The organism is Paracidobacterium acidisoli, assembly GCF_003428625.2.
In the GTDB taxonomy this organism is placed as follows: Bacteria; Acidobacteriota; Terriglobia; order Terriglobales; family Acidobacteriaceae; genus Paracidobacterium; species Paracidobacterium acidisoli.
Window position 1 is genome coordinate 234256 of sequence record NZ_QVQT02000002.1, and the last position, 22948, is coordinate 257203.

The window sequence follows — 22948 nt, forward strand, 5'->3', positions numbered from 1 at the left end:
CACAGAAAAACAGGCGCAGGGGATAACGATCAGGATGGCGGGACGGATTTCCGCAGAGATAAGTGAAGCACTGGCGGCGCGGATCGGATACTATCGCGATCTTGGCGTCTTCGATTTGTATCGCAGAGGCGAGGCTCCTGCGGCCGAGGCTGCGGAATTCGTAACTGTATCCAGTACAGTTACAATAGCTGATGCAGAGGCGGCGCGTTCTTCTGCGGAGACTCTTATCGGCGCGGTGGCGGCGAAGCCGGCCATTGTGGAAGCGGAGACGGCGATTCCACGTAAAACGAGTACAGCAAAAGCGGCGGATGCTCTGGTGTTTCCGGAGAGGGAAGCGGTCGCGCCGAAGGAGCGCGCGGCGGCGCTGGAGGCGATTCGCCTGGATATCGGCGACTGCACGCGATGCCCGCTGGCCTTTCAGGGACGGCACAAAATTGTGTTCGGCGACGGCGATCCAAATACGCGCCTGATGTTTGTGGGCGAGGGTCCGGGCGCGGATGAAGACGCGCAGGGGCTTCCGTTTGTGGGACGCGCGGGACAGCTGCTGAACAACATGATTACGGCGATGGGGCTGAAGCGCAGCGAGGTCTACATTGCGAACATTGTGAAGTGCAGGCCGCCGGGGAACCGGACGCCGGAGCCGGTCGAGGCCAATACGTGCATGCAGTTTCTGGAGCGGCAGATCGATGTGATCCGGCCGGAGGTGATTGTGGCGCTGGGTTCGACGGCGGCGACCTATCTGCTGGGCGGCAAGAGCTCGCTGGCTTCGCTGCGCGGGCGGATTCACCAGGCGCGCGGGTCGCGGCTGATTGTGACGTATCACCCGGCGTATCTGCTGCGTGATCCTCGGCAGAAGAAAGAGGCCTGGGCGGATCTGCAGATCGCGATGAAAGAGCTGGGGCTAAAGGTGCTGGCCGCACGGGCGGAAACACCTTCGGTGTAATCCGGTGTCTCAGAATCGAGACATGGGGCACCCGCATCTGTGGCTGATAGATGACGGCTGATGAGATGGCGGTGAAGAAGCAAATTCGGTTGACGGAGCGGCAGAGAGCACTGATTGCCAAAGCGCTGGCCGATCCGCGGAGATATCAGATTCTGAAACAGATCGGGAGCTGCCGGGGACCAGCGGCGTGCAGCGAGGTGCACGCGAGCCAGCCGATCAGCGCGGCAACGCTTTCGCACCACATGAAAGAGCTGGAGATGGCGGGGCTGATCCGGATTGAGCGCGAGGGGAAGTTCGCCAATCTGGTGCTGGAGCGCGAGGTGCTGCAGGCGTATCTGGACGAGCTGGGGAAGATCTGACCTTTTATCCATGTCCGAAAGTCCGGACATGAGGCTGCGCTCGGGGCAGACCTTCCCACCTTAGCCGCCAACGACGGGCGGCGAAGATGGGGCACCCGGTACCGGATTCCGGGGAGAGTAAGAAAAGCAGATTCCTCTGCTGCGCTTCACTGCGTTCCGCTTCGGCCGGGATGACAATTCCTTTCGCAACTGTGAGACATTACCCGTGTTTCGGAGAATTTCATTTCCACAGGTTGAATCCTTTCAGGGCTCGGTTCATCAATTCGATAGTTGTCGAAATGTCTAAGATTTGACGACGGGATTGAAAAGGAGATCGTCCATGGGGAAGCTGGCGAATAAGGTTGCTGTGGTGACGGGCGCGTCGAAGGGCATTGGCGCCGGAATTGCGAAGGGACTGGCGGCGGAGGGCGCCGCGGTCGTGGTGAATTACGCGTCGAGCAAAGAGGGCGCGGAGAAGGTCGTCGCGGAGATTGTGAAGAACGGCGGCAAGGCGATTGCCGTGCAGGGCAGCGTGGCAAAGGCCGACGATGTGAAGCGCATCTTTGCCGAGACGAAGAAGGCTTACGGAAGACTGGATGTGCTGGTGAACAATGCCGGCGTGTATGAGTTCAGCCCGCTGGATGCGATCACCGAGGAACAGTTCCACCGCATCTTTAACACCAACGTGCTGGGGCTGCTGCAGGCGACGCAGGAGGCCGAGAAGCTGTTCGGCGAAGAGGGCGGCAGCGTGATCAACATCGGATCGGCGGTGACGGAGATTCATCCGCAGGCGAGCGCGGTGTATACGGGAACGAAGGGCGCGGTGGATGCGATCACGAGGGTGCTGGCGAAGGAGCTGGGGCCGAAGAAGATCCGCGTGAATGCGATCAACCCGGGAATGGTGGAGACCGAGGGCGTGCATGCGGCGGGCTTTATCGGCAGCGACTTCCAGAAGAACCTGGAGGGACAGACGCCGCTGGGCCGCATTGGGCAGCCGGACGATATCACGCCGATTGCGGTCTTCCTGGCGTCGCAGGACTCGGGCTGGCTGACGGGTGAGTTGCTTGTAGCCAGCGGCGGATTGCGGTAAAGGCAGGGATCAGCAATTAGGGATTAAGGATCAGCGATTAGGGAATCGTCGAAGCGGATGCCGGAGTTCCGGTATCCGCTTTTTTATCCGGAGCCCTTTCCGAAGCCAGGGAAGGCGGGTGCCGAGTCCGGGCATTCACCTTTTTATTTGCCCGCGAGAGGCCTGAGATTTCAAAGCTACTCCGCGCGCAGGGCTTCGACGGGGTTGACCGACGCGGCGCGGCGGGCGGGCAGCCAGCTTGCGGAGAGCGCGGCGGTGGCGAGCAGTATGGCGACGGCGGCGAGGGTGGCGATGTCCCAGGAGTGGACGCCGAAGAGCAGGCTGCGCATGAAGCCGGCAGCGGCGACGGCGCAGGCGAGGCCGATGACGATTCCGGCAAGAGTGAGCCAGGCGGCCTCTTTGAAGATGAGCCGGTAGACGGTCGCGCGCTGCGCGCCGAGAGCCATGCGCACGCCGATCTCGCGGGTGCGCTGGCTGACGGAGTAAGCGATGACGCCGTAGAGTCCGATGATGCTGAGCAGCAGGGCGAGCACGGCGAAGCCGCCGACCAGCCATGCGGAGGAGCGGTGCATGGTCGCGCTGGGCGAGTCGGCGATGCGGGCCTCCATGGTTATTTCGTCGGTGATGCCGAGGCCGGGATCGATGCGGCGCAGGGCAGCGGCCATAGCCGGCAGAATCGATGCGGGAGCCTGGGTGGTGCGCACCAGCACGTGGAAGTAGTTCTGCGGACGCTGGCGGAAGGGGGTGTACTCCGCGGGCCAGATTTCGCTGTCGAGCGAGCCTTCGCGGACATCGTCGACGACGCCGACGATGGTGCGCACCGTCTTCGGATCGAGGTCGCCGGCGGCGATTTTTTTTCCGATGGGGTCTTCGCCGGGGAAGTAGCTCTTCGCAAATGCCTGATTGATGAGGATGACGCGTGGTCTGGTGCTGTCGTCGGCGGCGGTGAAGAGGCGGCCGCGCAGCAGGCGCGCGTGCAGGGTGGTGAAGTAGCCGGCGCTGACGGTGCGGTCGTTGACTTCATTGTGCTCGCCGTGGAAGGGATGGCCGACGACGCGAATCCAGTCGGTGTTGCAGTTGCAGGTAACGACGGGCAGATCGGTGAGAGCAGCAGACTCGACGCCGGGAAGAACGGCCATGCGATCGACGACGGCGCGATCGAGGGCGGCGGACTGCGTGTTCTTTGGATACGCGGCGTCGGAGGCGGCGACGGTGAGCATGGCGAGATGGTCGGGCTGGAAGTTGAGGTCGACGTGCAGCAGGCGGTAGAAGCTGCGACCGAGAAGACCGGCTCCGGTAAGCAGGACGACGGCGACGGCCAGCTCGACGATGACGAGGTTCGATCCAAAATGCCGCCAGAGCGTGCTTCCGGCTCCGCGAGTGCCTTCGGCGAGATCGTCACGCAGACTGGTACGCGGCTGTATAGGGAGAGAAAGCAGGCGCCCGAACCACGCTCCGACTCGTAACAGGCGCAGCATGGGCGTGACCGAGAAGAGCAGCAGCGCGAGCAGGGCAACGGCGGCGGTGAAGGCGAGCGCGTGCCGGTTGAGGGTGAGGCCCTGCAGATACGGCATGTTGTCGAGGGTGTCTTTGGGAATGAGCCGAAGCAGGAGCTGCATGATGAGAGATGCGGCTGCCAGGCCGAGAAGGGTCGCGCAGGCGATGAGGGCAAAGGCCTCGGTGATGAACTGGCGTGCGAGTCGCGCAGATGAGGCTCCGAGTGCGCCGCGGACGGCGATCTCGCGGCGGCGGCTTTCGGAGCGCAGCAGCAGCAGGCTGGAGACATTGACGCAGGCGATGAGGAGCAGCAGTCCCGCGCCGCAGAGCAGAGTGAGCAGAACAGGACGGATATCGCCGACGATGGATTCACGCAGCGGGCGGATGCTGGCTCCCTGATCGCGGTTGGAGGCGGGATACTGCTTTTCGAGCTGCGCAGCGATGGCCTTCATGTTGGCGCTGGCGGACGAGAGCGTGACGCCGTCGCGCAGACGGGCCATGCCGTCAAGGAAGTGACAGATGCGCCTCGGAGCGCAGCCTTTGTCGGGCTGGACGGTCACCCAGTAATCGACGCGGCCGCGGCGGGCAAACTGAAAATCGCGCGGCATGACGCCGATGATGGTGTGCGGAACTCCGCTGAGGGTGACGGAGCGGCCGATGATATCGCGGCGGCCTCCGAACCAGGATTGCCAGGCACTATAGCTGAGGACGACGTTACGCGGCGCTCCCACGGCGTCTTCGCCGTCGCGGAAGCCGCGGCCGAGCATGGGCGGCACACCGAGGGTGCGGAAGAAGCCGGCGCTGACAGTGAGACCGGGCACGGGCTGGACGCCCGCAGGCATCTCGATCAGCGAGCTGGAGCCGCCCCAGACATCGAGCGAGCGGAAGGAGGTATTCAGGCGCTTCCAGTCCACGTAATCGGGCCAGGAGAGCGAACCGTGCGGAAAGTTGAGAGCGCTTTCGTTGACGGCAACGAGTGTGTTGGGACTGGGGTAAGGCAGCGGACGGACCAAAGCTGCATCGACGAAGGCAAAGATGGACACGCTGGCGCAGATGCCGAGAGCCAGCGTGAGGATTGCGGTCGCGGCGAAGCCGGGGTTCTTTGCAAGTTGGCGCACGGAGAAGCGGAGATCGTGCAGGAAGGTTTCAAGGAGCGGCAGCGTGGCGCGCTCGTGGTACGCCTGCTTTGTCTGCTCGATGCCGCCGAGGCGGAGGATTGCCTGGCGACGCGCTTCCTCTTCCGACATGCCGGCGCGAAGGTTGTCCTCGATGTGCATCTGCAGATGAGCTTCCAGCTCGGCGGCAAGATCGCTCTCGCGCCGCGAATGCCCGGTGGCGAAGAGACCGCGGAAGCGGAGCATCCATGCGCGAAGGCGCTTCACAGCGCCTCCTCCGACGGAGCGAGAAAGCGGGCGAGGATGGCGGTGGTCTGCTCCCAGTTGCGGGCTTCCTTTGCAAGCTGTCTGCGGCCGGACTTCGTGAGGCGGTAGAACTTTGCGCGGCGGTTGTTGTCGGAGACGCCCCATGCCGAGGCGATGGAGCCCTCCTGCTCGAGCTTGAGCAGCGCGGGATAGAGCGTGCCGTAGTTCAGCGAGAGCAGGTCGCCGCTGGTCTGCTCGATGCGGCGGGCGATGCCGTAGCCGTGCAGAGGGCCGAGCGCTTCGAGGGTCTTAAGGACCATCAGGGCGAGCGTGCCCTGCGGGATGTCCGCTTTACCGCTCATCGTTCTTCTCCGTTCTCCCTTTTTTCTGCTCTGGCCTCTTCTTTTTCTCCTCTGGGTATGCCATAGGGAAGAGGATCGCACGATACCTATGGGAAAGCAAGAGGAAAGCAGCGCATGGGAACCGGATGCCGCGAGCGGAGGTCGATCGGGGAGCGGGGAGGAGGGAGGGACTTTTGCGGACCGGAGCATGCTCCGGCCCGCAGAGGGATAGTCGGGACAGCGAGTTTTACGCGCGGGGTTTGCCGATGGCGGGATCGGTCATGCTGTCTCGTCCGGTTTCGACGTGACCGGCGAGCTGCCGGCGGAAGGTGCTGTCGGAATCGGATTCGACGATGAGGTCGTACCAGCCGTAGTGCGTTGCGAGCGCCCAGGACTGCACGAAGCTGGTGCCGGGATGGAGCGTACGCCGGATGGCCTCTCCGGAATAGGCATCGGTGATGGTGACGGGCGTGGTGTGCTGCCCGCGGTTCCGGATTTCGAGAGCGATGCCGCAGCCGCTGCGATCGTAGACGGCCTCAACCTCGAGATCGGCCTTGCCGCTGCCTGAAACGCTGCCGCGGAAGGCGCGGAGGAAGCCGTTCGGACCATAGACGGAGAGATCGTATTCGGTCTGACCGCCGGTGACGGGCCAGCTGTCCTGCACACTGGTGCCGGGGCTGACGGTGTAGGTCCAGGGGCCGGCATCGCCGCTGCCGGAGCGTACATGGAAGACGGCGGCCGCTGTGCCGGAGTTGCGGAAATCGAGGGTGAGGACGCCGCTGGTGAAGCCGGCGTTGCCGTGGACGTGAAGCTCGTAGGGCAGAGCGCGCGCGGGACGCGTGCCCTGTTCCTGCGCGGGCAGAGCCTGATCGGTGGGAGGAACCGGCACGTAGTCGGGATGGCGCTCGTTATCGGGCGGGATGTAGGCGGTGGTGCTCGGCAAAGGCACGCTTGCGTCGTTGGGGTTGGTGAAGTTGAAGGCGGAGGTGAGGTCTCCGGTAACGGCGCGGCGCCACTTCGTGATGTTCGTCTCCGCGAAGCCCCGCTGCACGAGGCCGAAGCGCTCTTCGACGAAGCGGATCAGCGAGGTGTGATCGAAGACCTGGGAGTTGATCCATCCGCCCTTGCTCCACGGCGAAATGACGACCATGGGCACGCGCACGCCGAGACCGTAGGGACCGGCGGGGTATTCGGAGTCGCCGGGGAAGATCTCGTTCGTGATGTCGACGGTGGAGATGCCTTCGGCTCGCGTCTGCGGCGGCGTAGGCGGAATGGCGTGATCGAAGAAGCCGTCGTTCTCGTCGTACATGAGGAAGAAGACGGTCTTGCTCCAGACATCGGGGTTTTCGGTGAGCGCGTCGAGGATCTGCGAGACATACCAGGCGCCATAGTTGGCGGGCCAGTTGGGGTGCTCGGTGTAGGCCTCGGGCGCGACGACCCAGGAGACCTGGGGCAGATTGCCGCTGCGGATGTCCTGGCGGAAGAGATCGAAGAGCGTTCCGGAGACGGCGATATCGGTGCCGACCTTTGCGCCGTTGGCGAGCGGGCTGCCGGGCTGCGCGTTCTGGTACTGGTGGAAGTAGAGCAGCGAGTTATCGCCGTAGTTGCCGATGTAGGCGTCCTCGCTGGTCCAGCCCCAGAACTCGCTGGCATTCAGTCCGAGGCCCACGTCCTGATAGATCTTCCAGGAGACGCCGGCCTTTTCGAGGATCTCGGGGAAGGTCGACCAGTCGTAGCCGGCCTCGGCGTTGTCGATGACGGGTCCGCCGCCCTGTCCGTCGTTGCCAACCCAGCCGGTCCACATGTGATAGCGGTTGGGATCGGTGGGACCGAGGAGCGAGCAGTGGTAGGCATCGCACACGGTGAAGGCGTCGGCGAGTGCGTAGTGGAAGGGGATGTCGCTGCGGGTGAGGTGCGCCATGGAGGTGGTGCCCTTTTGCGGCACCCACTGATCGTGCTTTCCCTCATCCCAGGCAGCGTGCGTGGTGGTCCAGTCGTGGGCGAGATCCTGGATGAACTGCAGGCCGAGGCTGGGCGCTCCGGGATGGAAGGGCAGCACATAGCCGTCGGGGTTTGCGGGATCGGGCTGATACCAGACGGACTGGCCGGAGGGCAGGCGGACGGTGCGCGGGTCGCCGAAGCCGCGGACGCCGCGGAGGGTGCCGAAGTAGTGATCGAAGGAGCGGTTCTCCTGCATCATGAAGACGATGTGCTGCACGTCGTCGATGGTTCCGGTCTGATGGTGGGCGGGAATCTGCAGCGCGCGGCTGATGCTGGCGGGAAAGGCTGCAGAGAGTGCGCCGGTGGTGAGGAGCTTCAGGAAGGAACGGCGGTCGGTAGACATAGGGGACTGTACCTCACGAAAAAAGGTTCGCGACGGATCGCCCGGTCGACGCTATGCGCGGGTTGTTGCGGTGATGTGACGGAGGCGTTGTATTTTCATGACTCGCCCGGGGTGCGGGGCAGGCTGGCGGAGGGAGCGGCGAGCAGAAGCTGTTGAAAACACAGCGGCGCAGGACGGCCTCCGCATGACGACGCGATACTCTGGGAAGGTGCCTGGGTTTTGCGATGTCGCGCTGCCGGTTCCGCTGGATCGTGCGTTTACCTACGCGCTGCCCCCTGCGCTCCAGGCGCAGGCGCCTCCGGTGGGCGGGCGCGTACTGGTTCCGTTTCGCAATGAAAAACTGATGGGGATTGTGGTGCGGGTGCATGATGAGCCACCGCAGCGCACCGGCTCGCCGGGAGACGCGAAGGATGCGGCGCCGGTGGAGGTGAAGACGGTCCTCAGCGTTCTGGATGAGGAGCCGGTGCTGTCAGAGCAGCTGATGGAGCTGGCACAGTGGACGGCGCAGTACTACATCGCTCCGGTGGGCGAGGTGCTGCGGGCGATGCTGCCGCTGATGAGCGAGGTCAGGCGGCAGGTGCTGTATCGGATTGCGGATGCGGGGCGGCAGGCGCTGTTCGAGGGCGCGCAGATGGGGTCGTCGCGGCGTTCGAAGCTTTCTCCCGAAGAACAGGACAAGGAGTATGCGGTTCTGAACTATCTGGAGGCCGGGGATGCGGTGCGCGCGGCGAAGCTGCGGTCGGCGACGGGGGCGAGTCCTGCGCTGCTGAACGGGATGGTGCGCAAAAAGTGGATTGTGCGCGAGACGTCGGCGGAGCAGCGAGATGCGCGAAGGACGGTTCGATACGCCGTGCTGGTTGATGATGCGCGGCTGCCGAAGCTGAATGAGAATCAGACGGCGATCCTGGCGGAGCTGGCGGGAGCGGGCGGTGCGCTTCCGGTGGCGGAGCTGCGGAGGCTGGAGGTTCCGGCGTCCACCTTAACGACCTTAGTCAAGCGGGAGCTGGTGCGGATCGAGGAGCGGGCGGCGGAGTTTCATCTGAGCGGGCTGCGGGATGTGTCGAAGTATGGGCATGTGCTGAATGCAGCGCAGCAAAAAGCACTGGACGCGATTACAGGCGCGATGGAGGCCGGTGAGTTTCGGCCTTATCTGCTGCATGGCGTGACGGGGTCGGGGAAAACCGCTGTCTATTTAGCCGCGATGCGGCGGACGCTCGATGCGGGGAAGGCCGCGATCCTGCTGGTTCCGGAGATTGGGTTGACGCCGGCGATGGCGGCGCAGCTGCATCATGCATTCGGGACGGAGGTCGCGCTGCTGCACTCGCAGCTGACGCCCGAGGAGCGATCGGAGCAGTGGCACCGCATTCGTCGCGGCGAGGCGCGGGTGGTGGTGGGGACGCGATCGGCGGTGTTTGCTCCGGTGGAGAAGCTGGGGCTGATCGTAGTCGATGAGGAGCACGATTCGAGCTATAAGCAGGAGTCGATGCCGCGGTATCACGCGCGTGATGTAGCGGTGGTGCGGGCGAAGCTGGCGGGGGCGACGGTGGTGCTGGGGTCGGCGACTCCTTCTTTGGAGACGTGGCATAACGGCGAGTTGGGCAAGTATGCGCGGATCGAGATGCACGAGCGGGTGAATGCGCGTTCGCTGCCGGCGGTGGAGCTGGTGGACATGCGGCGCGAGTTTCAGGAGACGGGGCAGGAGCATCTGTTTGCGCGCAAGCTGATGGAAGAGACGCAGGCGACGCTGGATCGCGGCGAGCAGGCGATTATTCTGCTCAATCGGCGCGGGTATTCGTTTGTGGTGATGTGCCGGGCGTGCGGCGACAAGCTGGAGTGCGAGAACTGCTCGATTGCGCTGACGTATCACAAGCCGGTTCCGTCGGATGACGATCATGCGCATGTGGGGCAGCGGCTGGAATGTCACTATTGCGGTTACAAAAGGACGGTTCCGAAGACGTGTCCGAAGTGCGACAGCGAGCACTTGTACTTTCTGGGCGCGGGGTCGCAGCAGGGCGAGGAGCGGCTGCAGGAGATTTTTCCCGGCGCGCGAATTGGGCGCATGGATCGCGATACCGTTCGCGGGCGGTCAGACATGGAGCGGCTGCTGATGCGGCTGCATTCGGGCGAGATCAATCTGCTGGTGGGGACGCAGATGATCGCGAAGGGGCATGACATTCATGGCGTCACGCTGGTTGGCGTTGTCGGGTGCGATCATGCGCTGGGGCTGCCGGATTTTCGCGCAGCGGAGCGGGTCTTTCAGCTGCTGACGCAGGTGTCGGGGCGAGCGGGTCGCGGCGAGCTGCCGGGCAAGGTGATTGTGCAGACGTATCATCCGGACCACTACGCGATTGAGTTTGCGGCGAAGCACGACTATCACGGATTTGTGCAGAAGGAGCTGCGGTTTCGGCGCTTCATGCACTATCCGCCGTTTGCGCCGCTGGCGAATGTGATTGTGCAGAGCCAGCACTTTGAAGAGGCGGCGGGATGGGCGGCGGCGCTGGGACGGTGGTTCCAGGAGACGACGCTGCCGGGTGTGCGGGTGCTGGGTCCGGCGACGGCTCCGCTGGCGAAGGTGAAGCGGATTTACCGGTTTCACCTGGTGGTGAAGGCGGAGAAGCGGCAGGCACTGCAGAAGGCGCTAAGGGCGGCACTGGCGCATGCGGAGCGCGCGGGGATTCCGCGAGGAAACATTGTGGTGGATGTGGATGCAGTGAGCCTGATGTGAGGTACAGGGCGCAGGTCACAGGGCGCAGGGCACAGAAAGAGTTCCCTGCACGCGGACAGACAATTCAATCGCGATAAGAACCAGCTATACCCCGTGACTCCCTGCGCTCTGCAGCTTCTCGAGCACCGCGCCGGCCATTTGCGAGACGCTTCCCGCGCCCAGCGTCAGGATCACATCGCCGTCCTCAGCCCGCTCCACCACGCGCCCAATCGCCTCAGCCGGAGACGCGGCGTACTCCACGCCATCGCGTCCGATCGCAGCCACCAGAGCCTGCGCCGTCACACCCGCAATCGGCTCCTCGCTTGCTGCATAGATGTCCAGCATCTCGACCGTCGACGCGTCGTCGAAGGCCTGCGTGAACTCCGTCATCAGATCGCGCGTGCGGGAATAGCGGTGCGGCTGAAAGATGACGTGCACGCGCCGGTAGCCGCAGTCTTTCGCCGCGCGCAGCGTCGCGCGAATCTCCGTGGGATGATGCCCGTAGTCGTCGATCACCGTCACGCCGCGCACGCATCCCTTCACCTGGAAGCGCCGGTCGACGCCGCGGAACGAGCGCAGTCCCTCGACCATCGCGGCCGCGGTCATCTCGAGCTGCGCGCCAATCGCTACCGCCGCCGTCGCATTCAGCACATTGTGCAGGCCCGGCACGTGCAGCTCGAACGGCCCCAGAACCTGCCCGCCCGCCACCACTTCAAAGCGCGACCGGATCACCGGCCCCTCTGTGGAAGCCACGGTAATCGGCGGCGCCGGCAGCATGCGCAGCACGAAGTCCGCCTTCGGCGAAGTGCCGTAGGTAAACACCCGCCGCCGCACGCGCGGCAGAATCTCCGCCAGCAGCGCGTTGTCCACGCAGGCCACGCACGCTCCGTAAAAGGGCACGCGGTCCATGAACTCGATAAAGGCCTCTTCCACGTCGGCCATGTCGCGATAGCAGTCCATGTGCTCGCGATCCAGATTCGTCACTACGCCCAGAATCGGCGACAGCTTCAGAAAGGAGCGGTCGCTCTCGTCAGCCTCCGCCACCAGGTACTGCGACTTCCCCAGCCGCGCATTCGATCCCAGCGCGTCCACGCGGCCGCCCACCACCACCGTGGGGTCCAGCCCACCGGCAGCCAGCACCGCCGCAATCATTGAGGTCGTCGTCGTCTTGCCGTGCATGCCCGCAACGGCGATGCCGTACTTCAGACGCATCAGCTCCGCCAGCATCTCCGCGCGCTGAATCACCGGGATGCGCCGCGCCCGCGCCTCAATCACTTCCGGGTTGCGCTCGTTCACCGCCGAGCTGGCGACGACGACGCCCGAACCGACCACATTCGCCGCCGCATGGCCCTCAAAGACCGTCGCGCCCAGCACAGCCAGCCGCTCCGTCACCGCCGAGCGGCGCAGATCCGACCCCGAGACCGCATAGCCAAGATTGAGCAGAATCTCGGCGATCCCGCTCATGCCGATCCCGCCGATTCCGATGAAATGAACGCGTTGTGCTTTGGCAAACATCTTTTTAAAGAGCCTTCGTTACTCTATCAGCGCCGCCTGCATCGAATGAAACACGATGCGGAATGAATGCGAAAAGTCGCGAAATTCGCGGCCGGCGCAGCGAAATAAATCTCCGCAACAATTCGCGAAAGCCGCTGTTCACACACGCAGAGACGGTTCGGTGAAAGAAGCCGGACGAGGGCTCCAGGGCGTTGAGAGAAGTTCAAGGCCGGAGCCAGGAGGTCTCGCGATGAAAAGCGTACTTCGCGCACTTGCACTGACTGGCGTGATGGGTCTGGCCGCGGCAGCGGCTCAGGCGCAGGTTGGAATCTATGTCGGAGCGTCCGTCCCTCCGGCTTATGCCGTGCAGCCGCCCTGCCCCGGAGTGGACTTTATCTGGGCTCCCGGCTACTACGTGGGCACCGCCTGGTATCCCGGCCGCTGGATGCATCGCGAAGAGTATCGCCGCGATGACTACGGCCGCGCCTGGGCCGGACACCATGACGATCACTACGACCGCGGCGGATACGGACACGGCTATCGCGGCCGCCGGTAATTCCACGAGATGAGGCGGCAGAGTCCCCACACACTCTGCCCGCCCGGCGCACCCGTTGAAGCTCCCCGCTTCCGGGTGCGTTTTCTTTTTGGCTGCAGCGTTTTACAACCGGATAAAAGCGGCAGAAATCCGAACAACTTTTTCCGTCATCTGTTGTTAGTATGAGCAGGTCCGAACGATATCCGGAACGGGATCGAATGCGGACCGCGTCAGGCTGCCGAACGGAGCACCAGCCGGACGGGGAGGTTCAGGTCATGCGCAGTTTGCGCTATCTTTTGTTTCTGGCACTGCTGGCGGCACCACTGGCGTTCACAAAGCCGGCGAATGCCCAGGTCGCAGTCGGCATCGGCATCGGTCCGGCAGTGGAGTATCCGGCGCCGGTCTACGTTGGCGGCCCTCCGGTCTGCGAATACGGCTACTACTCCTACTACCCGTATGACTGCGCGCCCTACGGCTACTGGGGTCCTGACTGGTTTGCAGGCGGCCTCTTCATCGGCGCGGGCCCGTGGTTCCACGGCTGGTATGGCCGCCCATGGGGATGGGGCTTCGGACACGTAGGCTACTACGGATACCGTGGCGGCTGGGGTTATCGCGGCGGTTATGGCTATCGTGGCGGTTACGGATATCGCGGTGGATATGGATACCGTGGCGGCTACGGCGGCGGATTCCACGGCTCAACCGGTTATCGCGGCGGCTACGGTGGTGGCTTCCATGGCTCGACGGGTTACCGCGGTGGCTACGGCGGCGGATTCCACGGCTCGACCGGCTATCGCGGCGGCTCGATGGGTGGCTTCCACGGCGGCTCTGCCGGCGGGTTCCACGGTGGTGGCGGCGGCTTCCATGGCGGCGGTGGTGGATTCCACGGCGGCGGAGGCGGAGGCTTCCACGGTGGTGGCGGCGGCCACGGCGGTGGTGGACACCGGTAATCGATCTGCCTGTTGTGGTTCTCTCGGGGCCCGCTCTACGGAGCGGGCCTTCGTATTTCTGCCTGAAGATCCGGCGGGTGCCCATGTTCGTATTTCGGACACAGGATGAATCCTCTCCCCACAGTCCGGCGTGCCCATTCTTCCCGCAGAGAAGGGTGAGAAGGAAACACCTCAGCCTGCCTTTGATGTTCTCCGGCTCATCGCCGCTACCATCGCGGCGATCCGCAGCGCGGCATCGGGATGCGCCAGCGAGCGTGCTCGTTCTCCCATCGCCGCCAGAGCCGCGGCGTTGTCGAGCAGCTCGCGCAGCGTGGCCTCCAGCAGCGACGGCGTCAGATCGGCCTCGATCAGCATCTTCGCCGCACCCGCCCCGGCCATGACCTCGGCGTTCTTCCGCTGATGATCGTCGGCGGCCTGGGGAAACGGCACCAGCACCGCCGGCTTGCCCGCCGCGCACAGCTCCGCCACCGTAGAGGCTCCGCTCCGCGCCAGCACCAGATCCGCCGCCTCGAAGCGCCGCGGCATGTCATCGAGAAAGGCGTGCACCTGCCATCGCTCCGGCGGCGCGCCGCTCGCCTCATACGCCGCCAGCGTCGTCTCCGCGTGCCGCGCGCCCGCCTGATGCAGAATCGTCAGCCCCGGCACCGCATCGAGCAGCGGCGCCGCAATCTTCGGCAGGATCGTGTTCAGCACCCGCGCTCCCTGGCTGCCGCCAAAGACCAGCAGGTGCGGAGGCTCTGCCGCCAGCCGCGGCGTGAGACGAAAGAACTCGCTGCGCACGGGAATCCCCGTCACCTGCGCATGGCGGAAATACCTTGCCGCCGGAGCAAAATTCACCGCTGCCCCGGTCACCCATCGGCCCACCAGCCGGTTCGCCAGCCCCGGCGCCGCATTCGGCTCAAAGGCCAGCGCCGGAATCCTCTCGAGAATCGCCGCGCCCATCGCCGGGCCCGAGGCATAACCGCCCACACCCACCACGGCATGCGGATGAAAATCCCGCAGCAGCCGCATGCAGCGCATTATGCCGAGCGGCAGATCGAGCAGCGTGCGCGCCCGCGTCATCAGGGAAACATTTTTCAGCTGCCCCACCTGGATCAGCTCCAGACGGTAGCCCGCCTGCGGCACCAGCCGCGACTCCAGCCCCCTCGGCGAGCCGATGAACAGCATCTCCGCCGCGAAGGCCGACTTGAGCTCGTCGGCAATCGCCAGCGCCGGAATAATGTGTCCGCCCGTGCCGCCGCCGGCAATCACAACCCGCATCGTTCTCTCACTCATGCAGAACCTTCGCGGCCAGCACCGCGCCCGGCACCGAGAACCGGATAGTGTCTCCCTCGCGCTGCGGCTTCATATCCATAAAATCCTCGTCACTGTGTCCCGACTCAGGAGACCAGATGGACTACCACAAGCATGCCCGACCGGCGGTTCATAGTCGAGAGCAGATGGCGAAGCAGGTTTGCGGAGAGGTTTCATGTTAAAGCGGGCCGCAGCCTGCTTCAACGTGAGCTCCCGTATGGCTGCCAAGCCGGCCGGTATCGCGATCAGGGAGTGGCTATTTTGGTGGGGGCCGGCTGTAGATCAGCCGCGAGGCGGCGGCGGAGTACCGAAGCGGTATTTCCCGGGTTTGGAGGGAATCGCTTCGGGCGTGTTGTTGCTGAGGTCTTTCAGGTCGAGGAGGATGTTGTTGAGAGCGTCGTCGAAGTTGCGGTCATGCGATTTCTGCAGAAGCGCGGTGTCGACGGATTCAGTCATCGCCCAGAGGATGTAGTGCGTGGCGCGGTCGTAGATGACGAGGCGGAACATCGGCACCGGATCGGAGGCGCCGTTCTGTTTGCTTCCATTCGATGGACCATTCGGCGCGGTGAGCTGGATCTCGAAAACGAGATCGGCCTGTGCGGGATCGGCGACGAGGGTGTAGCGATTCCATAATTTCAGGGCCGCGTAGAACTCGTCATAGGGGCGGTCGGGGGTCCCGGTGAAGGGGCTGGGGAAGAGCCCGCTGTCGGCTCCGGCGTTAGAGAGGAAGACTGTCTTTGCGTTGAGGATGGCGGGCGGAACAGGCGCTGTGGGAGATGTGTCGGATGGCTGCGCGAAAGCAGTGGTGGAAATGAGGACAACGCAGAGCAGAAGAAGCAGTTCACAACGAACGGAACGCAGCATGGTCGATCTCCGGACAGCGGTGAAGTACGCCGCTGTTCGATGAGAAGACGAAGCGGCTTGGGGATTTGTTTCGAGGGAGGCTGGAACTCACGTTCGAGAATCCGGACCCTTCAGCTGCGCTCAGGGCAGGCGATAGAGCACCCTGGCACCCGGCTGTGAAACACGCTACGCGTGCTTCGCTCCAGGATGACAGGTCTGAGAGTGAATTGACTTCGGCCGGGTGAACAGGGGAGAGGGCGAATGGCGATGCAAAAAAGAGTCTCCAATCGGTGAAGTGCCCGTTTATGCGGCGCTGCCGTACGCGGACGGCAGCGAAGCCCGCAGATGCCGGAGGACAGGGCAGTTGCGAGAGAGCCGCGATGCTGCAGAGACGGCCATGATTGCAGCATGCGCGGCTGTCCCGAAGGTCATGTGTCCGAAAACATGTTAGAGACGGGAGGGCCGTCTCTGACGGCTTCACGGCCGCGTGTGCCGAACGCGCGACCGCGACTGCGGCATACACGGCCGGGAGGAATGCGGGCCGCGTATGCAGGGCAGAGTGATCTTTCAGATCATCAGAGTACGCATGGGATAGAGGCCGGGTGTGCAGCTCCGTCGCTCACGCACCGGACCAGGGCAGGCACCGTGAGAGCTGCCGGGAGGATTTGGCGGCTCGGCCAGAGGCGCAGGCGTGGTCCGCGGATCGCGGGCGAGATGGATGCTGAGAGCGGCGGCGGATTCCGTGCTGAACCGGCAGCCGGATTCGAAGCCGGGTCCGGCATCGGGCTCTGCATCAGACGATTCGCTGTCCGCGTTGTTGTCCTCCGCATTCCCGGAGAGCAGCTCGGAGGGAAAGGGTGGGATGGCGCCGAGGCGGCGCAGCATGCCGCGGATGAGCCGTCCTGCCTGGCGGTCGGAGATGCCTCCGGCTCCTTCATAAAGGAGCGAGCGGAGGACCAGGATGATATCGGAGGGAAGATGCTCGATCGGGCGCGTGGCCACGGAGCGGCGCAGATCGCGCCAGCGCGCCATGCGGGAGTAGAGCTCGATGCGGTGGCGCGGCCTGGGACGAAGACCGCCGAGGGAGAGATGATGCCGGCAGAAATCCTGACGGCGGATGGAGACGCCACGGCATTTGCGGCCGCTGGACAGGACGAAGTTGCATTCATTGAGCATGGGGAGGTTCTCCTGAAATAAAAAAGCCCGGCCGAAGCCGGGCTTGTGTCTCTGTTTTCCATTGTAGAAGGCAGCGAAAAACTCTATGCCAAATTTGTGCGCCAACAACCGGCCTGTTTTCAATTAGTTAGAAAATAAATTTCATCGAGGGGCTTGACAGAAAACAGAGTGCGGCACGAAGACGGGGTGCCTGCGGCCCTGCGACGGGTTTTCCTCCGGATCGCGCAGAGCCGATTCGCCTTACAATCGGTTCATGCTGCTCGAAGGCATCTTCATCCCGGTAACGACTCCTTTTTATCCCGATGGAAAACTGTATCTCCGCAAGCTGGAGCATAATCTCGACCGCTACTCGCGCACGCCGGTGGCGGGTCTGGTAGTGCTGGGGTCGACCGGCGAAGCAGTGATGCTGAGCGATGAGGAGACGCGCCATGTGCTGCACACGGCGCGGTCGGCCGCGGCTCCGGACAAGGTGCTGGTGGCGGGCGTGGGGCGCGAGAGTCTCCAGGAGACGCTGCACCTGGCCGAGTATGCCGCCGAGCAGAAGTACGATGCGGTGATGGTGCGCACGCCGCACTACTACGGCGCGCAGATGGGCGCGCTGGAGATGTTGACCTGGTATCGCGCGCTGGCCGACCGCTCGCCGCTGCCGGTGGTGCTGTACAGCATTCCGAAGTTCACGCACTACGAGCTGCCGGTGGAGGTGGTGGCGGAGCTGGCGCAGCATCCGAACATCATCGGCATCAAGGATTCGAGCGGAAGCGTGGAGCGGCTGAAGGCGCTGATGGCGGCGACGGGGAATGCTCCGAAGCGCACGGTCTCGGTCACGACGATCTTCACGGCGATTACCGGACGCATGCTGCTGGATCAGCCGCTGGCTCCGGCGAATTTTGTGCCGGCCGATATTCTGGGCACGGATGCGGCCGCGGTGGCGGTGGCTCCGCCGAGAGAAGCGATCAAAATGCGCTCGAAGGAGATCGGCTTTCAGGTGCTGAACGGCTCGACGGAGAGGCTGCTGGACGGGCTGGAGGCGGGATCGCCGGGCGCGGTGCTGAGCTTTGCGGCGTGCGCTCCGCAGGCCTGCCAGGAGGTGTACACGGCCTGGAAGGATAACGATCCGAAGCTGGCGCGTGAGAAGCAGGAGCGCGTCTTCGGCGCGGCGCGGCTGGTGGCCAGCCGGTACGGCATTCCGGGCATCAAGCATGGCTGCGATCTGAACGGCTACTATGGCGGGCGACCGCGGATTCCTTTGCTGCCATTGAATGCAGAGCAGCAGGCGGAGGTCGCTGAGGCGATGGCGGATACGCGCAATTAGGCGGGTCCACTTAGACGGCTTGGGCGGAGAATCGTCATTCAGCGCGGGATTTCTGCCGTTTACGAAATCAATTCGTGTTCCGAATGATATGTGCGTTCCTGCACTCTCCGCATCGCTATAATGAATAAAAGAAAGAGAAATTTTCCTTTCCAATCTCCGATCTGAAGGGAACAGCGCCACATGGCGACAACAAACGCCAGCGCACCGTCCGCGCAGGGCGAGTCCGCAGCAGGCAGTACAACCAGGCCTGTAGTCAACGACTTCAGCATTCAGGTTGCCACGGTCAACGGTTCAGGTTCGCAGTCAGCGAACGCGGTGCTTCTGAAGAGCATCTTTGGCATGGGCATTCCGGTCAGCGGCAAGAATCTCTTCCCGTCGAACATTGCCGGACTGCCGACCTGGTACACCATCCGCGCCAGCAAACATGGTTATGTTGCGCGCAAAAAAGATATCGACATTCTCGTGGCGATGAATCCGGAGACGGCGAAGGATGACATTCTGTCGCTGCGCGCCGGCTCGGTCGCGATCTACGAGGAAGGGCTGAACCTGCAGCAGTACCGCGAAGACGTGATCTGTTATCCGGTGCCTTTCGACAAGCTGACGGCGCAGGTGTGTCCCGAGGCGAAGCTGCGCAAGCTGGTCCGCAACATGATCTATGTCGGCGTGGTCGCGAAGCTGACGCAGATGGACATGGCGGTGGTGGAAGCCGCGGTGCGGCGCCAGTTCGCGAAGAAGCAGAAGGCCGCGGACCTGAACTGGGGCGCGGTGCAGGCCGGCTACGACTACACGACGCAGTCGCTGACCAAGCACGATCCGTTCGTGCTGGAGCGGATGCACGCGACGGAAGGCAAGATCATCATCGACGGCAATGCCGCGGCGGCGCTGGGCGCGATGTTCGCCGGCGTCACGGTGGTGACCTGGTATCCGATCACGCCTTCGTCCTCGGTGGTCGAGCAGCTGATCGATTATCTGAAGAAGTACCGCGTGGAGCAGGACGGCAAGGCGAGCTTTGCCGTGGTGCAGGCCGAAGACGAGCTGGCTGCGGTCGGCATGGTGCTGGGCGCGGGCTGGGCCGGCGCACGCTCGATGACGGCGACCTCGGGACCGGGCATCTCGCTGATGGCGGAGTTTGCCGGACTGGGCTACTTTTCCGAGCTGCCGGGCGTGATCTTCGACGTGCAGCGCGTGGGGCCCTCGACCGGCCTGCCGACGCGCACGATGCAGGGCGATCTGCTGTCGATCGCGTATCTGTCGCACGGCGACACGAAGCACGTGATGCTGCTGCCGGGCAGCGTGAAGGAGTGCTTCGAGTTCGGCGGCGCGGCCTTCGATCTGGCCGAGCAGCTGCAGACGCCGATCTTCGTGCTGTCGGATCTGGATCTGGGCATGAACAACTGGATGTCGGAGCCGTTCGATTATCCGGAGACGCCGATTCAGCGCGGCAAGGTGCTGACGGCGGAAGACCTGAAGCGGCTGGGCGGCTTCGGACGCTACAAGGACGTGGACGGCGACGGAATTCCGTACCGCACGCTGCCGGGAACCGATCATCCGAAGGCGGCGTACTTTACGCGCGGCAGCGGCCACAACGAACAGGCGCTGTACACGGAGCGTCCGGACGATTACCAGAACCTGATGGAGCGGCTGAACCGCAAGTTCGACACGGCGCGCACAATGGTGCCGGCTCCGGTGGTGGTGCAGAACGGCAAATCGAAGATCGGCATCATCGCCTTCGGCACGTCGGACTTCGCCGTGACAGAGAGCCGTGATCAGATGAAGAAGGAATACGGCCTCGAGGTCGATTACCTGCGCCTGCGCGCGTGGCCCTTCACGCCCGAGGTGCTGGACTTCGTCGCGTCGCATGAGCGGGTGTATGTGGTCGAGCAGAACCGCGATGCGCAGATGCTGAGCCTGCTGAAACTGGATCTTCCGGCGGAAGAGACGGTGCGGCTGCGCAGCGTTCGCCACTTCAACGGTCTGCCGATCGACGCGCGCTCGGTTACGGACGAAATTGTTCTGCAGGAAGGAATCTGACCTATGGCAACGACTGCGACACCTCCTCCCGCACCGAAAGTGAATCGTATCGGCCTGCCGGTCCTCGACTATCGCGGCGGCAAGACGACGCTGTGCGCCGGCTGCGGCCACAATGCGATCTCCGAGCGCATCATCGATTCGCTGTATGAGATGGGCATTCAGCCGGAGCGGGTGATGAAGCTCTCCGGCATCGGCTGCTCGTCGAAGAGCCCGGCGTACTTTCTTTCGCGCGCGCACAGCTTCAACAGCGTGCACGGACGCATGCCCTCGGTGGCGACGGGCGCGCTGCTGGCGAACAAGACGATGATGGGCCTCGGCGTCTCCGGCGACGGCGACACGGCCTCGATTGGTATGGGCCAGTTCGTGCACCTGATGCGCCGCAACCTGCCGATGATCTACATCATCGAGGACAACGGCGTGTACGGGCTGACCAAAGGCCAGTTCTCGGCGACGGCCGATCTGGGCTCGAAGCTGAAGACGGGCGTCATCAACGATCTGCCGGCGATCGATACCTGCGCTCTGGCGATTCAGCTGGGCGCGACCTTCGTGGGCCGCTCCTTCTCAGGCGACAAGAAGCAGCTTTCGGCGATGCTGAAGGCGGCGATTGCGCACAAGGGCACGGTGATGCTCGACGTGATCTCGCCCTGCGTGACCTTCAACGATCACGAAGGATCGACGAAGAGCTACAAGTACATGCAGGAACACGAAGAGGCCATCGCCGAAGTGGGCTTTGTGCCGCACTTCGAGGACATCAGCGTGGACTACGATGCGGGCTCGACCTTCGACGTGCGCATGCACGACGGATCGCACCTGCGTCTGCACAAGCTGCATGAGAACTACAACCCGACCGATCGCGTGCAGGCCGTGAAGGCGCTGATGGAAGCACACGAAAAGGGCGAGGTGCTGACCGGCGTCTTCTATATCGATCCGGAGAAGCCGACGTTTACGGAGCTGCTGAACATGGTCGACGATCCGCTGGCGACGCTGCCGCAGGAGCGCACCCGGCCCTCAAAGCAGGTTCTGGACGAGATCATGAACCGGCTGAAGTAACCTTCGTAACAGCGAAACAGCAGGAAAGAGCCGCATTTCGTACGATGTGCGGCTCTTTTTGCGTCTGCGCGGAAGGCGGAACGCATCCAAGCGTACGTAAGGTCGTCGTACCGAGGGGATTACCATGCGCGGTATTTACCTTGTGTTATGCGGTCTGCTTCTGCTGCCTTTGTCCGGACTGGCTCAAACCGGAATCTACGCCACCTTCAGCGCCTCCGATTACAACCTGCCCAATGTGGACTGGCAGTATGGTCCAACGGTCGGTCTTTACCATGAGTTCGGGGCGATACCGTTTTTGGGGGTCGGCTTCGATGTCCGCGCCCAGTTTCTGGGATCGGGATCGAGCCAGATCTACAGCGGGCTTCTCGGCCCGCGTGTCTCCCTGCATCCGCATCTTCTTCCGGTGAAGCCGTATGTCGAGGCACTGGGCGGCGCCGGCGATGTGAACGTGGGCGAGGGAGTCGCGAATGCCAGCGATACGGCCTTCGAGTATCAGCTGGTGGCGGGCGCCGACGTCACGATCTTTCCGCGCATCGACTGGCGGGTCGCGGAATTTTCCTACGGCGGCTTCGCCAACCTGGGGGAGAATCTTCACCCCAGAACGCTGGGCACGGGGATCGTGATTCGATTGCCGTAACGCAGCAGCCACCCAGAGGACAGCGCCCGAGGCAAAAGCGAAGCCCCGCGCGAGGCGGGGCTGTCGCTTTGAATCAACTCTTCGAAGGACTTCTCCGAAGAACGTATGCGAATTATGGGATGGCCGGAAGCTGTGCAGCGATGGATGTTGCCAGCGCACTGCATGCGGGATGGCCCCATCCATTGGCGCTGACGCCGATGGCGAAGCCGGGCTGCGTGGAGATGTCGTAGACGATGTTGTCGGGGCGGGCAGCATCGCCGCTGACGCCGGCCGGAACGTAATCGAGCTTCAGCGTGTGGCGGGTGCGCCAGGCGATGTTGTGGTCGGCGCAGGAGGAGTCGCCGCTGACGCCAAGGGCGCCGATGAGCTCACCCTGCGCGTTGTAGAGAGCGAGACCGCCGCCGAAGACATTCACGCCGCCGATCTTTCCGCCGACCATTGGGTCATTCGCCTGACCGTAGTCTTCGGAATTACCGCGATAGGCAACGTCGGTATCGACGGGGTTGCTGTGCTGGAGTCCGTAGAGGCTTCCGCCGGGCTGCACGGCGGTGTAGAGGTTGGCGGTCGAGAGAGAGAGCTTCGGCAGGCTGAAGGCATTCGCGGTGTTGGCCTTCTGCGCGGAGATGACGCGGCTGCCCGGCCACTGATCGCCGCGCTGGCTGCCGGTAAAGGCGACGGCGCAGACGATGCCGTCACGATTGACGACGGTGGCCCACATATCGAGGTTGAAGCCGCCGTTCTGCTGTGAGCGCGCCGCGATCAGCGCCGCGCGCAGGGCGCCGTGTGAGGGGAGCTGAGCACAGGCCGTCCGTGCGTCGTTGCCTGTGTTCGAATCGTGTGCGGAAGATTGTGCGCTCATTACCGGGCAGCATAACAGAGAGAGTACGAGCCCCGCTGCCAGGGGAAGAAATCCACCCTTGTTCATAGTCATTCGTTCCTTTCGTGCGACCAGATCAGGCAGACAGCTACGCGGCTCGCGGGCGCAACCGGCACGGAGCCCCGTTCAGCGCGC

The 22948-nt window shown here is 63.8% G+C and carries 18 protein-coding genes; 10 read left to right on the plus strand and 8 right to left on the minus strand.

Annotation, left to right across the window (positions count from 1 at the left end; all coding sequences use genetic code 11):
* The first annotated feature begins 34 nt into the window (after positions 1 to 34).
* The 3 genes from D0Y96_RS04715 to D0Y96_RS04725 all read left to right on the plus strand — a co-directional run bounded on the left by D0Y96_RS04715 (position 35) and on the right by D0Y96_RS04725 (position 2371).
* Positions 35 to 943 carry a uracil-DNA glycosylase gene (locus tag D0Y96_RS04715; RefSeq protein WP_117298211.1) on the plus strand — a complete coding sequence of 303 codons (909 nt, stop codon included), beginning with the start codon at positions 35 to 37 and terminating at the stop codon, positions 941 to 943.
* Between the two features lie 65 nt (positions 944 to 1008).
* Positions 1009 to 1302 (plus strand): ArsR/SmtB family transcription factor, encoded by a 294-nt coding sequence (locus D0Y96_RS04720; RefSeq protein WP_117298686.1) that lies wholly within the window; start codon positions 1009 to 1011, stop codon positions 1300 to 1302.
* A 319-nt stretch (positions 1303 to 1621) separates the two neighbouring features.
* Complete coding sequence (locus D0Y96_RS04725) at positions 1622 to 2371, plus strand: glucose 1-dehydrogenase (protein WP_117298212.1); 750 nt, start codon at positions 1622 to 1624, stop codon at positions 2369 to 2371.
* 176 nt (positions 2372 to 2547) lie between these two features.
* Here the strand turns inward: D0Y96_RS04725 and D0Y96_RS04730 are convergent, their stop codons facing one another.
* From D0Y96_RS04730 to D0Y96_RS04740, 3 genes are all read right to left on the minus strand, one after another.
* The gene (locus D0Y96_RS04730; RefSeq protein ID WP_117298213.1) at positions 2548 to 5250 is read right to left on the minus strand and encodes an ABC transporter permease; all 2703 of its coding nucleotides are present in this window, start codon (positions 5248 to 5250) and stop codon (positions 2548 to 2550) included.
* Positions 5247 to 5591 (minus strand): PadR family transcriptional regulator, encoded by a 345-nt coding sequence (locus D0Y96_RS04735; protein WP_117298214.1) that lies wholly within the window; start codon positions 5589 to 5591, stop codon positions 5247 to 5249. The genes D0Y96_RS04730 and D0Y96_RS04735 overlap by 4 nt, the downstream gene beginning before the upstream one ends.
* A 226-nt stretch (positions 5592 to 5817) precedes the next feature.
* Positions 5818 to 7914 carry a phosphocholine-specific phospholipase C gene (locus tag D0Y96_RS04740; RefSeq protein WP_117298215.1) on the minus strand — a complete coding sequence of 699 codons (2097 nt, stop codon included), beginning with the start codon at positions 7912 to 7914 and terminating at the stop codon, positions 5818 to 5820.
* 184 nt (positions 7915 to 8098) lie between these two features.
* On the opposite strand from D0Y96_RS04740, the gene priA reads away from it, so the two are divergent.
* A complete protein-coding gene (gene priA / locus D0Y96_RS04745; protein ID WP_252263493.1) occupies positions 8099 to 10639 on the plus strand; it encodes a replication restart helicase PriA in 2541 nt (846 codons plus the stop codon).
* Between the two features lie 84 nt (positions 10640 to 10723).
* Here the strand turns inward: priA and murC are convergent, their stop codons facing one another.
* Complete coding sequence (gene murC / locus D0Y96_RS04750; protein ID WP_117298216.1) at positions 10724 to 12133, minus strand: UDP-N-acetylmuramate--L-alanine ligase; 1410 nt, start codon at positions 12131 to 12133, stop codon at positions 10724 to 10726.
* 229 nt (positions 12134 to 12362) lie between these two features.
* Here murC and D0Y96_RS04755 point away from each other — a divergent pair, with 229 nt between their 5' ends.
* Both D0Y96_RS04755 and D0Y96_RS04760 read left to right on the plus strand, forming a co-directional pair.
* The gene (locus D0Y96_RS04755) at positions 12363 to 12668 is read left to right on the plus strand and encodes a hypothetical protein (protein WP_147324908.1); all 306 of its coding nucleotides are present in this window, start codon (positions 12363 to 12365) and stop codon (positions 12666 to 12668) included.
* Between the two features lie 254 nt (positions 12669 to 12922).
* Positions 12923 to 13594, plus strand: a complete 672-nt coding sequence (locus tag D0Y96_RS04760) for a hypothetical protein (RefSeq protein ID WP_199480181.1) — start codon at positions 12923 to 12925, stop codon at positions 13592 to 13594.
* Positions 13595 to 13765: 171 nt separating this feature from the next.
* On the opposite strand, the gene murG is transcribed toward D0Y96_RS04760, so the two are convergent.
* The 3 genes from murG to D0Y96_RS04775 all read right to left on the minus strand — a co-directional run bounded on the left by murG (position 13766) and on the right by D0Y96_RS04775 (position 16906).
* Entirely contained in the window at positions 13766 to 14869 is a 1104-nt protein-coding gene (gene murG / locus D0Y96_RS04765; RefSeq protein ID WP_252263494.1) for an undecaprenyldiphospho-muramoylpentapeptide beta-N-acetylglucosaminyltransferase, read from the minus strand.
* Between the two features lie 300 nt (positions 14870 to 15169).
* Complete coding sequence (locus tag D0Y96_RS04770) at positions 15170 to 15751, minus strand: hypothetical protein (RefSeq protein WP_199480182.1); 582 nt, start codon at positions 15749 to 15751, stop codon at positions 15170 to 15172.
* 546 nt (positions 15752 to 16297) lie between these two features.
* The gene (locus tag D0Y96_RS04775; RefSeq protein WP_147324910.1) at positions 16298 to 16906 is read right to left on the minus strand and encodes a hypothetical protein; all 609 of its coding nucleotides are present in this window, start codon (positions 16904 to 16906) and stop codon (positions 16298 to 16300) included.
* A gap of 253 nt (positions 16907 to 17159) precedes the next feature.
* Here D0Y96_RS04775 and D0Y96_RS04780 point away from each other — a divergent pair, with 253 nt between their 5' ends.
* The 4 genes from D0Y96_RS04780 (at position 17160) to D0Y96_RS04795 (ending at position 21936) form a co-directional block, all read left to right on the plus strand.
* Positions 17160 to 18218 carry a dihydrodipicolinate synthase family protein gene (locus tag D0Y96_RS04780; protein WP_117298220.1) on the plus strand — a complete coding sequence of 353 codons (1059 nt, stop codon included), beginning with the start codon at positions 17160 to 17162 and terminating at the stop codon, positions 18216 to 18218.
* A 180-nt stretch (positions 18219 to 18398) separates the two neighbouring features.
* Positions 18399 to 20249, plus strand: a complete 1851-nt coding sequence (locus tag D0Y96_RS04785) for a 2-oxoacid:acceptor oxidoreductase subunit alpha (RefSeq protein ID WP_117298221.1) — start codon at positions 18399 to 18401, stop codon at positions 20247 to 20249.
* 3 nt (positions 20250 to 20252) lie between these two features.
* Positions 20253 to 21299, plus strand: coding sequence for a 2-oxoacid:ferredoxin oxidoreductase subunit beta (locus tag D0Y96_RS04790; protein WP_117298222.1), 1047 nt, complete (start codon positions 20253 to 20255; stop codon positions 21297 to 21299).
* A 124-nt stretch (positions 21300 to 21423) separates the two neighbouring features.
* A complete protein-coding gene (locus D0Y96_RS04795) occupies positions 21424 to 21936 on the plus strand; it encodes a hypothetical protein (RefSeq protein ID WP_117298223.1) in 513 nt (170 codons plus the stop codon).
* A gap of 112 nt (positions 21937 to 22048) precedes the next feature.
* Here D0Y96_RS04795 and D0Y96_RS04800 read toward each other — a convergent pair whose 3' ends face one another.
* Positions 22049 to 22795, minus strand: coding sequence for a GlcG/HbpS family heme-binding protein (locus D0Y96_RS04800; RefSeq protein ID WP_117298224.1), 747 nt, complete (start codon positions 22793 to 22795; stop codon positions 22049 to 22051).
* Positions 22796 to 22948: the final 153 nt, after the last annotated feature.